This window comes from Psychrosphaera sp. B3R10 (genome assembly GCF_018861025.1).
Classification (GTDB): domain Bacteria; phylum Pseudomonadota; class Gammaproteobacteria; order Enterobacterales; family Alteromonadaceae; genus Psychrosphaera; species Psychrosphaera algicola.
Window position 1 is genome coordinate 140,080 of record NZ_JAHKQH010000045.1, and the last position, 14,015, is coordinate 154,094.

At 40.4% G+C, this 14,015-nt stretch carries 15 protein-coding genes; 14 read left to right on the forward strand and 1 reads right to left on the reverse strand.

Annotated elements, in window-relative coordinates; all coding sequences use genetic code 11:
* Positions 1-270 precede the first annotated feature (270 nt).
* From rpoE to KO525_RS18450, 14 genes are all read left to right on the forward strand, one after another.
* A complete protein-coding gene (gene rpoE, locus KO525_RS18385; protein WP_215965298.1) occupies positions 271-852 on the forward strand; it encodes an RNA polymerase sigma factor RpoE in 582 nt (193 codons plus the stop codon).
* Between the two features lie 122 nt (positions 853-974).
* Positions 975-1,592 (forward strand): sigma-E factor negative regulatory protein, encoded by a 618-nt coding sequence (locus tag KO525_RS18390; RefSeq protein WP_215965299.1) that lies wholly within the window; start codon positions 975-977, stop codon positions 1,590-1,592.
* A gap of 97 nt (positions 1,593-1,689) precedes the next feature.
* Entirely contained in the window at positions 1,690-2,736 is a 1,047-nt protein-coding gene (locus KO525_RS18395; RefSeq protein WP_215965300.1) for a MucB/RseB C-terminal domain-containing protein, read from the forward strand.
* On the forward strand, positions 2,736-3,206 hold the full coding sequence (locus KO525_RS18400; protein WP_215965301.1) for a SoxR reducing system RseC family protein: 471 nt from the start codon (positions 2,736-2,738) through the stop codon (positions 3,204-3,206). Before KO525_RS18395 ends, KO525_RS18400 begins: the two co-directional genes overlap by 1 nt.
* 86 nt (positions 3,207-3,292) lie before the next feature.
* Positions 3,293-3,922 (forward strand): OB-fold-containig protein, encoded by a 630-nt coding sequence (locus KO525_RS18405; RefSeq protein ID WP_215965302.1) that lies wholly within the window; start codon positions 3,293-3,295, stop codon positions 3,920-3,922.
* A 107-nt stretch (positions 3,923-4,029) separates the two neighbouring features.
* A complete protein-coding gene (locus KO525_RS18410; RefSeq protein ID WP_371744431.1) occupies positions 4,030-5,847 on the forward strand; it encodes a flotillin family protein in 1,818 nt (605 codons plus the stop codon).
* Between the two features lie 225 nt (positions 5,848-6,072).
* The gene (gene lepA, locus KO525_RS18415) at positions 6,073-7,863 is read left to right on the forward strand and encodes a translation elongation factor 4 (protein WP_215965304.1); all 1,791 of its coding nucleotides are present in this window, start codon (positions 6,073-6,075) and stop codon (positions 7,861-7,863) included.
* A gap of 23 nt (positions 7,864-7,886) precedes the next feature.
* On the forward strand, positions 7,887-8,804 hold the full coding sequence (gene lepB, locus KO525_RS18420; protein ID WP_215965305.1) for a signal peptidase I: 918 nt from the start codon (positions 7,887-7,889) through the stop codon (positions 8,802-8,804).
* Between the two features lie 84 nt (positions 8,805-8,888).
* The gene (gene rnc, locus KO525_RS18425) at positions 8,889-9,563 is read left to right on the forward strand and encodes a ribonuclease III (protein ID WP_215965507.1); all 675 of its coding nucleotides are present in this window, start codon (positions 8,889-8,891) and stop codon (positions 9,561-9,563) included.
* A 31-nt stretch (positions 9,564-9,594) separates the two neighbouring features.
* Positions 9,595-10,521 carry a GTPase Era gene (era, locus tag KO525_RS18430; RefSeq protein WP_252736776.1) on the forward strand — a complete coding sequence of 309 codons (927 nt, stop codon included), beginning with the start codon at positions 9,595-9,597 and terminating at the stop codon, positions 10,519-10,521.
* Between the two features lie 3 nt (positions 10,522-10,524).
* Positions 10,525-11,304 carry a DNA repair protein RecO gene (gene recO, locus KO525_RS18435; protein WP_215965307.1) on the forward strand — a complete coding sequence of 260 codons (780 nt, stop codon included), beginning with the start codon at positions 10,525-10,527 and terminating at the stop codon, positions 11,302-11,304.
* Between the two features lie 18 nt (positions 11,305-11,322).
* Positions 11,323-12,060 carry a pyridoxine 5'-phosphate synthase gene (gene pdxJ / locus KO525_RS18440; RefSeq protein WP_215965308.1) on the forward strand — a complete coding sequence of 246 codons (738 nt, stop codon included), beginning with the start codon at positions 11,323-11,325 and terminating at the stop codon, positions 12,058-12,060.
* A 2-nt stretch (positions 12,061-12,062) separates the two neighbouring features.
* Positions 12,063-12,437, forward strand: a complete 375-nt coding sequence (gene acpS / locus KO525_RS18445) for a holo-ACP synthase (RefSeq protein WP_215965309.1) — start codon at positions 12,063-12,065, stop codon at positions 12,435-12,437.
* Between the two features lie 70 nt (positions 12,438-12,507).
* Positions 12,508-13,299 carry an ABC transporter substrate-binding protein gene (locus KO525_RS18450; protein ID WP_215965310.1) on the forward strand — a complete coding sequence of 264 codons (792 nt, stop codon included), beginning with the start codon at positions 12,508-12,510 and terminating at the stop codon, positions 13,297-13,299.
* Here the strand turns inward: KO525_RS18450 and KO525_RS18455 are convergent.
* Positions 13,296-14,015 (reverse strand): Sir2 family NAD-dependent protein deacetylase, encoded by a 720-nt coding sequence (locus tag KO525_RS18455; RefSeq protein ID WP_215965311.1) that lies wholly within the window; start codon positions 14,013-14,015, stop codon positions 13,296-13,298. The two genes, KO525_RS18450 and KO525_RS18455, sit on opposite strands and share 4 nt — an antisense overlap.

Here is a 14,015-nt window from a genome sequence, read left to right on the forward strand (position 1 = left end):
CTGTAATTGGCCAGTTAAATTAAAATTCATAAGTGGTGGAGTGTTATCCCATATTACTATTTAGTCACTTAGTAACCGTATAATTAAATGGAATGGCATGGCTCAAACCACTATAATCCCGCTATGAGATCTTGAAAAATAAGAGATTTCGAGTTTTTTACAAAAAAAAGTAAATATATTCGAACTTTTTTAAATTCAGCAGGTCATAGTTGTAACAGATAGGGATGATATCAGATTATCAACTCTAATAAACTGGGAGTAGTAGCTCGAATGAGCGAGCAAAGCAAAGATTTAGGACTGGTAAGGCGAGCGCAAGCTGGTGATAAAAAGGCCTTTGATTTATTGGTTAGAAAATACCAGAACAAAATCATTAGCTTAGTTTCTAGATATTTGGGGCATAACGGGGATGTACAAGATGTTGCGCAGGACGCATTTATCAAGGCATATACCGCATTACCTGGATTTCGTGGAGAAGCGGCTTTTTACACTTGGTTGTACAGAATCGCCGTAAATAGTGCAAAAAACTATTTAATGGCCAAGGGGCGCAGACCCACAAACGTAGACGTTGATGCAGAAGACGCCGAATATTACGAAACAAGTGATGCCCTTAGAGAAAACGCATCACCTGAACGGTTGGCATTAACAGAAGAAATTAAACATGTAATTTTTGACACCATGGAAAGCCTCCCTGAAGAGCTGAGAGTAGCGATTCAATTAAGGGAAATAGATGGCATGAGTTACGAAGATATAGCAGCAGCGATGGGATGTCCGATTGGGACCGTAAGGTCTAGGATATTTCGAGCAAGGGATGCAATTGATATTAAATTGCAACCGTTGTTAGATAATCGTTAAAACAGGTTTAAAAATTGCTAGGTGTTTTAACTAGCGCCTAATTATTTGATAATTGTTTTGTTTTGGTGAGCATTTAGGTTTTACTAAAAGCAATACAGTAATAACTGGAGTCGGTCGTATTTATGACTAACAATAATTTAGAATCTCTTTCCGCATTACTGGATGATGAAGTAAATCAATCTGAAATAGAACAGACAATGGATGTTCTAGGTGATGAGCAAACGGCAACGTTTGGGCGTTACGGATTGATTGGCGATGTATTACGTAACGAACAACAGTTGGTTACAGACAATGCGTTTTCCATGAGTATTCAAGCCGCAATTGAAGGTTTGGAACAGGATGCCGGATTAGAATCGAGCGTTGCTTCAGATTCTGTTGTTGCAATAAGTACGCATCCTAAATGGCATCAGCGTATTACTGGTAAGGTTAAGAGTTTCACGTCTAGCTCTACTGGTAAAGGCATGGGCCAAATGGCAATTGCCGCGTCAGTTGCACTTGTAGCGGTATTTGGGGTGAGCAACATGGCACCACAAAATAATCTAATGCCTTCTCCGGTATTAAATACAACACCGCTTATTGATGGTATTTCACCGGTGTCGACGGATGGCTTAAAAGCTAAACCTTCAGCCAACCAAGTGACCCAAACTCGCATTAATGCGTTGATGGCTGACCATAATCAACAACTTCGTGTTGCTGAAGATGAAGAGCTAGATAAAGACAAAGAAGAGAACGATAACTAAATTCAATTTGTCTAATGATGTAAAGTTAAAATCAATTAGTGTAAAAACGCCTGTAACTCGATAGAATTACGGGCGTTCTTGTTTATAAGGAAATCCCGTGGTCCCTTTGTTTTCGTTTAGCTTCACTACTTATTTTAATCGTATTTTTGTGGCAGCTAAGTCTTCCATTATTTGTTTGTTTTTGCTGTTTACCAGCACAGCATTTTCCTCTCCCGCCATTCCTACCGATATTGCAGCAACGACTGAAAAAGTTAATGCAGCCTTCTGGTTATCTAAATTACGAATGGCATTAACTCAAACCAACTTTGAGGCGGGCATTGTCACTTTAAAAGGTGAAAAAACCGAATCTTTTCAATGGGTCCATGGTGTTGAAGAAAGCACTGGTACAGAAGTAGAGCGAGTATCCCCCCTTATTGGTGGCGGCGTTATGACGATTCGTAAAGGCGATACTGTGACATTTGTGGAGCCTAACAAAGAACCGTATTCAGTTAAAAGTACAAGCATTCGAAGTTTTATTCCGCCAGTTTTTTATAAAAATGCTGCACAACTCATTAATAGCTATCAGTTTGTGTTGGTGAGTAAAAGTCAAATCGCAGGCCGTTCAGCACAACTTATCCGTATTGAATCGGTAAGCAAACATGCCTATAACTACTGGATTTGGATCGATGTATTAAGCGGTTTACCGCTACGTTTAGCCTTTGTCGACGAAGTAGGCGATGTTAAAGAACAAGTTCTGATGACTCACTTAACGTTGCACAAAGAGCCTGCACCAGAGATTACAAAACTTTTTGAATTCTCAACACCACCGGCTACAGAGGCATTGATCGCCCAGCGTCAGGAAACGAATAATTGGAATATGTCATGGTTACCAAACGGCTTTAAGTTGATTAAAAGTGACCGTCATCATGTCTCTATAAGTCGTGAAGTTTCTGATTATTATCTATATAGCGATGGCTTGGTTGAAGTATCTATCTACGTTCAAAGACCACTGGAGAGTTTTAATGGACCTTTAGTGTTACGAGATGGTGCAACATCGTTTGCAATGGTGCACGCTAATGGGTTTGACGTGACCGTTGTTGGTAAAGTGCCAGAAGAAATCGCCGTAAAAATTGCCAGCTCAGTGAAAGCGGTTCAACAACCATAATGATTAAAGAGCAGGGGGTTGTTGTCCAACTCGAAGGTGAATTTGCATGGGTTGAAACGTCAATCAAGTCAACCTGCTCAAGTTGTGCGGCCAAGTCGAATTGTGGCACAAGTGCTATTGCAAGCGCTGTAGCCGGTAAGTCAGTTGTCAATAAAGTGGTAAATCATTTAAATGCTGAAAACGGAGCCGTTGTTGAAATTGGTATTGCAGAAGATACGATAGTTAGTGGTGCGTTTTATATGTATATTCTGCCACTTATAACTGCAATGTTTTTTGCCTTTTCGGCACAGTATTGGTTGGCAAATTTGATTGAAGTGACCGAACCTATGGTAATACTTTTTACCTTTGCAGGTGGCGCATTGGGTTTCTATTTGGCCAAGTTAAAACTGAGTAATTTGTCGGACACTGCTCTGCTACCGCAATTATTGAAAATCATTCCACAATCAATTGAAATTAAACAACTGAACTAAAAGAAAAAACTAATTAACAATGGATTTTTTGTGTCCTATAGGTTACGTTTGTAATTTATAAGCGCACGTTATAGGGAGAATAACCAATGAGTGAATTTCTATTTGCATCATTTAACAGTTACTACACCATCGCTTTATCAATCGTATTAATATTGTTGTTTATCGAACTTGCCGGTCAACTGGTTGGCTTTTCCTTTTCTCATCTATTCGACAGTGGTGCAGATATTGACACGACAGCGAGTCTTTCTGGCAGCGCATCAGTGTCATTGGATATTTTGGGCTGGTTAGGTCTAAAAAAATTACCCTTGTTAATTTGGCTTGTGAGCTTTTTAACAGTCTTTGCCATTGTTGGCTATTGCTTGAGTTATTTTGTCTTTTTTGTACTCGATGTTTCAATAGCAAAACTTTTAGCTGGTGGTATTACACTTGTTATCTCGCTCTTCTTAAATAGCAAAGTCTGTACTAAATTGGCAGAGATTATGCCAAAAGAAGAATCCTCAGCAGTATCGAAAGAATCTTTTGCCGGTTTACTTGCAAACATCACAGTTGGCACGGCGAAGCTAGGTCAACCTGCAGAAGCCATGATTAGAGACGAATTTAATCAAAAACACTATGTGTTAGTAGAACCTATTGAAGAAGACGAATTTAGCCAAGGCGAAAACGTTGTTCTTGTAGTTAAAGAAGGTTCTCGGTGGTTGGTAACACGGTTTGATTAATCTTGTTTAACTCAATAAGTTTATTCTAAATGGATGGCGTGTCAGCGCCTCCCAAATAAAAAAGTAAGTCAAATAAATCAACAAAAGTTAACTCTTACAAAATGGAGATGGATATGGAAAGTATTACAACGGATATGAAACTTATATTAATTATTGCAGTAGCAGTGGTGGTCGGTTTACTTACAATAGGGCTGATTTTCGCTAAATTGTATGTCAGAGCAACAAAAGAAGTTTCCTTTGTTCGTACCGGCTTTGGTGGTGAGAAAGTCGTAAAAGATGGCGGCGCATTAGTGTTGCCAGTTTTGCACGATACAATCCCAGTAAACATGAACACGCTACGAATTGAAGTGGAAAAAACGAAATCTGAAGCCCTTATCACCAAGGATCGATTGCGGGTCGACGTTAAAGCCGACTTTTATTTACGCGTTGCGCCAAATCAAGAATCGATCGCTATGGCAGCACAAACTCTCGGTATTCGTACGACACGCGTTGAGGAACTTAAAGCGTTAATGGAATCTAAGTTTGTTGACGTTTTACGTGCAGTGGCCGCTGAAATGTCAATGACAGAAATGCATGAACAACGTTCTGAATTTGTACAGAAAGTGCAAGTGAATGTCGCTAACGACTTAGAAAAAAATGGTCTTGAACTGGAGACGGTTTCTCTCACCGGCTTTGACCAAACCGATTTGCAATATTTCAATGAAAACAACGCGTTTGATGCAGAAGGTCGTGCAAAACTGGCTCGTATTATTGAAGAAAAGAAAAAAGAAACAAATGACGTTGAGCAAACCAACCGGATTGCAGTTGAACGCCGTAATTTAGACGCGTCGCGTGAATCACTAGATATTAGTAAAGATGAACAACAAGCTAAACTTGAGCAAGAAAAATCGCTGGCATTTTTACGAGCAGAGCAAAATGCAGAAATCGTAAAAACACGTGAATCAAAAATGCGTGAAGAGCGACAAGCTGAAATTGAAAAAGAACAAGCGATTGAATCGTCAGAAATCGAAAAACAAAAAGAAATTGAACGTCGGAATATTGAAAAAAACAATGCGATTGAACAAGCTAAAATTCAACAGCAACGGGATATCGAAGTCGCTCAACAAGAAAAGCAAATTGCTGTAGCAGTGAAGTCGGAAGAAGAGTCGGCGGCACGTGCTAAAGCGGCGGAATCTGAGAAGCTGAAAGTTGAAAAGGAAGAGGCGGTTGTAACAGCAAAGCAAGTCGCCACAGCAGAAAGACAAAAACAAATTGAAGTTATCGATGCGAAGAAAATAGCTGAACGTGAAGCTGTCGGTGTCACAGTTAAAGCCGAAGCAGAAAAACAAGCCGCAACAGACTATGCTGAATCTATTCAGATTAAAGCGCATGCTGAAGCAGAGTCAGCTGTGTTATTGGCTAAAGCTGACGAGAAAAAATTCGAAGTCGAAGCCGCCGGTAAACGTGCCTTGCATGAGGCTGATAACGTATTGAGCGCCGAACAAGTCGAGCTGCAAAAAGCGTTGGCAATGCTACAAGCCTTACCCCAAGTGGTTGCAGAAGCCGTTAAACCTCTACAAAACATTGATGGTATTAAGATTTTACAGGGTTATGGCGCAGGTCAAAGCCAGGGTGGAACTGAAAGCAATGGCACCAATGGTGGTGGTTTTTCAGAGCAGGTAACAAGTGCAGCACTTAATTATCGAGCAAATGCGCCACTTGTTGATGCTATGTTAAGAGAGTTAAATATGGTTGATGGTGAAAGTGGAACATTAAATGACTTAGTTTCAGGTAATTCGCCACTGCTACAAAACTCGGTAAATCAAGGGGCTGAGCAGATCCAAGTAAATCAGAGCCAGCATAGTGAAAATAAACCAAACAGCGTCCAGGCGGAGGTTGTAGCGAATAATTCGACGTTAGATAAAACGGAAAACAGTCGTACTTAAGCGGTTTAAATATTTTGTTACCAAAAACCAGCATTGAGCTGGTTTTTTTATGTCACAATTTTATCTCAGAAGTTATTGGTTTAAAAACCCGCTGAGTTATTTAACAGTGGAGTACAACGTCATTTCAGTGTAAAATTGCGCCCTTTTTATACGCTTGAAAATGTCGAGCGTAGATCAGTTTTTGTTATTACGTCAGTATCATGGCGAAGGTATATCACTAAATATATGAAGAACATCCGGAATTTCTCAATAATTGCCCACATAGACCACGGTAAATCCACATTATCAGATCGCCTAATTCAGTATTGCGAAGGACTAACCAATCGTGAAATGAAAGCGCAAGTACTAGATTCGATGGATATTGAACGTGAGCGTGGGATTACGATAAAAGCACAAAGCGTAACGCTAAATTATAACGCTAAAAATGGTGAAAGTTATCAATTGAACTTCATCGACACGCCTGGACACGTTGATTTTACTTATGAAGTTTCTCGTTCGTTAGCGGCCTGTGAAGGTGCCTTGCTCGTTGTTGACGCCGGTCAGGGTGTTGAAGCGCAAACGGTAGCCAACTGTTATACCGCCATTGAGATGGACCTAGAAGTACGTCCTATCTTGAATAAAATCGATTTACCGCAAGCTGATCCTGACCGAGTTTCTGAAGAAATTGAAGACATTGTTGGTATTGATGCTCTCGACGCCGTGCAATGTTCTGCTAAAACGGGTATCGGTATTGAAGATGTACTTGAAGATATAGTATTAAATATCCCGCCACCGGTCGGTGATCCAGAAGCCCCGCTTCAAGCGCTTATTATTGATTCGTGGTTTGATGCTTATCAAGGTGTTGTGTCGTTAGTTCGAATTAAACACGGCAAATTGAAAAAAGGCGATAAAATTAAAGTCATGTCGACTGGCGCTTCTCATATCGTTGATAAAGTTGGTATTTTCACGCCTAAACAAACAGACACTGGTACGTTAGGGACTGGTGAAGTTGGCTTTATTATCGCAGGTATTAAAGATATTTTGGGCGCACCAGTAGGTGATACGTTAACGTTAAAAGACAACCCATCGCCAGAGCCGTTACCTGGTTTTCAAAAAATAAAGCCACAAGTATATGCTGGTTTATTTCCGGTGAGCTCTGACGATTACGAAGCGTTTCGTGATGCTTTGTCAAAGCTAAGCCTAAATGATGCTTCTTTGTTCTATGAGCCAGAAAGTTCGACAGCACTTGGACTTGGATTCCGTATTGGTTTCCTTGGTATGTTGCATATGGAAATTATCCAAGAGCGTTTAGAGCGTGAATATGACTTGGATTTGATCACCACAGCACCAACGGTAAACTACGAAATTCTTAAAAAAGACGGCGGAATAATTAAAATCGACAGCCCGTCTGAACTACCTTCTGTAGGTGAAATTGAAGAAGTTCGGGAACCAATTTGTAAAGCCGACATCTTAGTACCACAAGAGTATCTCGGTAATGTGATTACTTTGTGTATTGAGAAACGCGGAACGCAAACCGCCATGAGCTACCATGGTAAGCAAGTTGCAGTAAGTTATGACTTACCAATGGCGGAAGTTGTGATGGATTTTTTCGACAGATTAAAATCGACTAGTCGTGGGTTTGCGTCGCTAGATTATAACTTTACTCGTTTTGCTCCTGCGGACATGGTACGTGTTGATATTTTACTTAACGGTGAACGCGTCGACGCGTTATCAATGATTTGTCACCGTGACTTTTCACAAAGTCGTGGCAGAGAATTAGCTGACAAGTTACGTGAGCTTATTCCACGCCAAATGTTTGATATTGCGATTCAAGCGGTAATTGGTGCACATATTATTGCGCGTACAACGGTTAAACAGCTTCGTAAAAACGTAATAGCGAAATGTTACGGTGGCGACATCTCTCGTAAGAAAAAACTATTGCAGAAGCAAAAAGACGGTAAAAAACGAATGAAGCAAGTGGGTAATGTTGAATTACCACAAGATGCATTCTTAGCCATTTTGAAAATTGGCAAGTAAATCTAAAATAGGAAATTATTGGTATGGCAGGATATTTCGCAGTATTTCTGGTGGTTATCACTTTGTTGAGTGGCCTGATCTGGCTTATTGATGCAAAGGTGTTTGCGCCTTCTAGAAGAGAAAGAGTTGCAACCGCAGTAGCTTCTGGTGTTGAACTTCCTCAGGAAGAGCTAGATAAAATTGCACCGCAACCAGCAATTGCAGAAACAGCACAGTCCATTTTTCCAATTTTGGCGGCAATTACTATTTTCCGTTCGTTTTTGTTTGAACCGTTTCAAATCCCGTCGGGTTCGATGATGCCAACGATGTTGGTGGGTGATTTTATTTTGGTTCAAAAATACTCGTATGGTGTCCACGATCCTGTTTGGCGCTCTGAACTGGTTGCTACGGGTGAACCAAAACGCGGAGATATTGCGGTATTCAAGTACCCTTTAGATGAACGTCTTGATTACATAAAACGTGTTATTGGGTTACCAGGTGACCGCATTGTTTATCGTAATAAACAATTGGCGATTCAACCAAGTTGTGACCGTGAACCAGAAAATTGTAAAAAACTGATGCCGGTTGAATTGGAAGCTAAAGAGCAGGGGGCCTTTGTTCATATGGGCATGCCATTGATTACGGCCAATGAGCAATTAGGTGACGTAAATCATGAAATATTAGTTAACCCAGCTATCCCAGACATGGCAGATCGCTTTTATCAACAACCTGGAACGCGCGCCAGTGAATGGATTGTCCCTGACGGCAAATACTTCATGATGGGCGATAATAGAGATAATAGTACAGACAGTCGTTTTTGGGGTTTTGTTGACGAAGAGCAGTTAGTAGGTAAAGCGGTATTCATTTGGATGAGTTTTGTTTACAACGATGGCCAAGTGAGTTGGTTACCAAATTGGGTTCCAGTAGATATCCGTTTCTCACGTCTCGGCACAGTACAGTAACTTTAAGAAAGACAGGCCAACTCGAATTTGCTCTGCTAGAGTTAATTCGAGTTGGCCTTATTGTTTTTTGGGCGAAAAAAATTGATCAAAAAAGATTATAAGCAATTATGTAAAAAACTTGGTTACCAATTTAACGATGAGTCGTTATTGGTACAGGCGCTAACGCACCGAAGTTTTAAAGGTAGTCACAATGAACGTTTAGAGTTTATTGGCGACTCGTTATTAGGAATGTTTGTTGCGGAAAAACTGTATTTTTCCTTTCCTAAAGCAACAGAAGGTGAATTGACTCGAATGCGATCACAAGTCGTTAAAGGTCAAACCTTGGCAATTGTAGGTAAAGACCTCGAGTTAAGCGAGTGGTTGCGTTTAGGTCCAGGCGAAATGAAAAGCGGCGGTTGTCGCCGCGAGTCAATACTAGAAGATGCAATTGAGGCGATTATAGGTGCGGTCTATTTAGATTCGGGTCTGGAAGAATGTAAAACATTTGTCCTTAATTTAGTCGACAAACAATTAAAAAATGTTGATCCAAATTCAGCATTAAAAGATCCAAAAACGCAGTTACAAGAGTGGCTGCAATCAAGAAAACGCGCTTTACCTATATATGAAGTTGAAGAAGTATTAGGGCAAGCACATAATCAAAAGTTTAAAGTCTCATGTACTTTAGACAATGGTGAAGTCGTTTTGTCATCAGGCACGAGTCGCAGGAAAGCGGAACAGGGTGCAGCACGACTAGCTTTAGAGGTAATTAAAAGTGAGTAATTCAGAAAATAATCAACAAGAATTAGACGCCTTGTTGGCAAACCTTAACAATCGTGCAGATTTATCTGACCCTAAACGGTGCGGATTAATTGCGATTGTTGGGCGTCCAAATGTAGGTAAATCAACCTTGATGAACCAAATTTTAGGGCAAAAGATTTCGATCACGTCTAAAAAACCACAAACGACACGTCACCGTATTTTAGGTATTCATACGGAAGGCAATGATCAGGTCATTTACGTTGACACGCCGGGTCTGCATAAAGAAGAAAAGCGCGCGATTAATAAGCTAATGAACAAAGCCGCGTCAAGTGCTCTTGGTGATGTTGAAATGGTGTTGTTTGTTGTTGAAGCCATGAAATGGCATGAAGACGATGAAATGGTATTGAACAAAATAAAACGTTCAAAACAGCCATGTATTCTTCTTATTAATAAAGTCGACAACATCAAAAACAAAGAAGAATTAATGCCATTTTTGCAAGAGATTGGTGCCAAACATAAGTTTGAAGAAATCATTCCAATTTCAGCAGAAAAGTCGACAAACATTGAGCCGATAAAAGAAACTGTTCTTAAATTTTTACCTGAGAACCCATTCTTTTTTCCAGAAGATAATGTCACAGATAGAACTTCTCGTTTTATGGCCGCCGAAATTGTTCGTGAAAAGCTAATGCGATTTTTAGGTGAAGAATTACCTTACAGTGTAACTGTTGAGATTGAACAGTTTAAATGGGATGAAAAAATCTGGCGCATCAATGCCTTGATCTTAGTTGAACGTGAAGGTCAGAAGAAAATGGTTATCGGTAAAAAAGGCGAAAAGCTAAAAATTATCGGCCGTGACGCACGTCAAGATCTTGAATTGTTACTCGACGAAAAAGTCTTCCTTGAGCTTTGGGTTAAAGTCAAAAGTGGCTGGGCTGACGACGAACGTGCACTGCGTTCATTGGGGTATGGCGAAGATTAATTAATGACACCTGATGTAGAGATAAAATCTGCTTTTATCCTTCATTCTCGAAGTTATAAAGAGAACCAAGCTATCGTAGAGGTTCTACTCGAAGATGAAGGAAGAGTGTCTATTGTGACCTATAAAGGGAGCAAGAAAAACTCTCAGCGCTCTGCACTGCTCCAGCCTTTTAGACCCTTGAATGTCGGTATTCAAGGGACTTCAGGCCTCAGAAAGTTAAAACAAATTGATGCCGACTTAGAACAATCTAAACATTTGTTAGCACTAAAGGGTAAAAGCCTTTTTTGTGGCTTCTATTTAAATGAAATCATTTGCCGTTTGTGTGCATCGGATGCGTTTTTCCCCGAACTTTTTTCAATATATCAATCCACCCTTATTTCATTGTCAAAACTGGATAACACTGCAGCGCATTTTTCAGTGCAGATGGCGTTATTGTTGCGCCGGTTTGAATTGCAGTTATTGCTGCAACTTGGCTATGGACTAAACTTTGAAACTGACATGATGACAGGGGATGACATTGTATTTAACGATGTATATGAGTTATTTGACGCCAGTGGATTTGTGTTGTCTAACCGGTCGATTTCTGCGCCTGATACATTTATCGGAGAAGATCTCAGTTTAATGTCGAGTTTATTAGAAATCCCTTTTGAAGACATCACAATTGACCAATTTCGTCAGCACCAGCCACTGTTTCGACAATTAAAATTGATTATGCAAACATGTTTGCATCGCCATTTAGGGGATAAACCGTTAAAATCCCGTGAATTATTTAGAACCGCTTAATTCTTTTTTGGAGACTGTATGAGCGAAATCCACTTAGGCGTCAATATTGACCACATCGCAACACTTAGACAAGCCCGTGGTACAACGTATCCGGATCCCGTTCATGCTGCTGCTGTAGCCGAGCATGCTGGGGCGAGTGGTATTACTATTCACCTTCGTGAAGACCGTCGCCATATTCAAGATAGAGACGTATATGTTTTGGCAAAAACTCTACAAACACGCATGAATTTAGAAATGGCGGTTACGGATGAAATGATCCGTATTGCAGAGGAAGTCAATCCTGAGTTTGTGTGTTTAGTGCCTGAAAAACGTGAAGAGTTGACCACCGAAGGCGGTTTGGATGTTTGCGGTCAATTAACCAAAATTACCGATGCGGTGACTCGACTTGATGCTATTGGTACAAAAGTTTCTTTGTTTATTGATGCCGACCAAGCGCAGATAGACGCAGCTGTTGCGACTAAAGCGCCTTATATTGAGATCCATACAGGTCACTATGCTGATGCAACAACAGAACAAGCGCAATTAGCAGAACTCCAAAAAATCATTGAAGGCGTTAAATACGCGACTAGCAAAGGATTAATTGTTAACGCTGGGCACGGCTTACATTATCATAATGTAAAACCTATCGCGGAAATTTCCGAAATTTATGAATTAAATATTGGTCACGCAATTATTGCCCGAGCGGCGATGGACGGTTTAGACAAAGCGGTACGTGATATGAAAATATTAATGAATGAAGCTCGGCAGGGAATATAGCCATGTCAGTCATCGGTTTGGGAACAGATATTGTTGAAATCGCTCGGATAACGCAAGCGTGTGCAGGGTCAGATAGACTGGCACGTCGAGTGTTAACAGATTATGAAATGGGCTTATTTCAGCAAGATAATGAACCAAGCCGATATTTAGCCAAGCGTTGGGCTGCTAAAGAAGCAGCCGCAAAGGCGCTAGGAACAGGCATTGGACGTGGAATTTCATTTCAACATTTTGAAATTCGAAACAATGATCTGGGGGCCCCCAAATTGACTTTAACATTAGCTGCAAAACAAAGAGCAGATGACCTCGGTGTAAAAAGCGCTTTGCTTTCTATTTCAGATGAGCAAAATTATGCGATGGCGACAGTAATTTTATCGTAAATAAACTGGCTAAACCGTAATCGAGGGTTACACTTAAAGTATCCATAGTTACAGGGATTGATATTGGGAAATGTCTAAATTATTTAGTTACTTAGTTAAACTTGTATTGGTGATATTGTCATTTACGTTCAGTCAGGCCGCGGTCGCTGATGATGAGTGGGTTGAACTCTTCAAACTTCACAATCAAACGAACTATGTGGCGGAAAATTATCCACCGGCAAACTTTTATAAAGATAATTTACTGCAGGGCGTTTCCATCGACTTGCTTCACGAAATTTGGTCGACACTCTCCTTACCCAAAAAAGACGTTTTGGTCGTGCCATGGGTGCGAGGCTATCGACAGCTAGAAAATACACCTAATACTGTACTGTTTACTATGTCGCGGACCAAGGAGAGAGAAGACTTATTTAAGTGGGTGGGTCCGGTATTTTCATCGACTCATGTGCTAGTTGCAAAACAAAAAACAGTCATCGATATAAAAGAAACTAAAGACATCTTTAAATATAGTGTCGCCACAGTTAGAGCGGATATTTCAGAAAAGTCACTGCGCAAAATTGGCTTCCCAGATCAAAAATTAGCAAAGTTGTCGAATGTAAAACAAGCCTTTTTAATGCTTAAAAATGAAAGAGTTGATTTGGTTATGCTGTCTATTCACGGCTTACATCATGTATTGATGGAACTTCACGAGTCGAGAAACCGCTATAAAATAGTCTGGCAAGTTAATAAAATTGGTAATTATTTTGCGTTTAGTAAAGAAACCCCAGACCTGATCATAAATAAATTTCAGCAGACGCTAGACTCACTTGAAACCAAACGTATAGAAATACTGCAGAAATACAAATTGCCAGAAGAGGAGTACTAATCCTGCTTGGAAATGTACTCTAGTGCCGTCATCGCGTGGTAAGTGACATCCGGATGTAATACATGACTTGGTGATGGGTCTACAACTTCAATTGGGATTCTATTCTGGCGCGCGATATCGAGTGCCATTTGAGTGATATTGACGCTAAAAGACGTCCCCATAAAGACTATTTTCGCCGCGTTTTTCATTTTAGTCTGAGCCGCTGATACCCGGTACAAGTCGGTATAAAATTCATCAAATAGCAATACAAACGGCTTTAACGATACATATTTCTCGGGGCCGGTTGCTGGAATTTTGAAAATGGATAACAACGATTCGGTTAAATTTGATTCGTCTACCTGATCCCAAGGTGCGGCTAAACAATCAATATCTTGGCCTTGAGTATGAAACAAAGTAACTTGGTCGATACGACCGTGAATTGGAATATAATCGGTATTCCCTGCCTTACCATCTAAGCCATCAATGTTTTGAGTTACAACATCCTTGTTTGCTAACCAATGGTGGACGTCATTCGGCCCACAGTTCCGATATGTAACAAAACGCTTGTAATACCAGGTCAAAAACTCACTCGGATTTGTTTTATACATCTCACGAGTAGCCATTTGCTGGGGAGTGTAATTTTGACTGCCTATGGTCCAAAATCCATCTTCTCCTCGAAATGTAGGAATGCCACTTTCAGCACTGACACCGGCGCCCGTGATATATAATGTACTCAT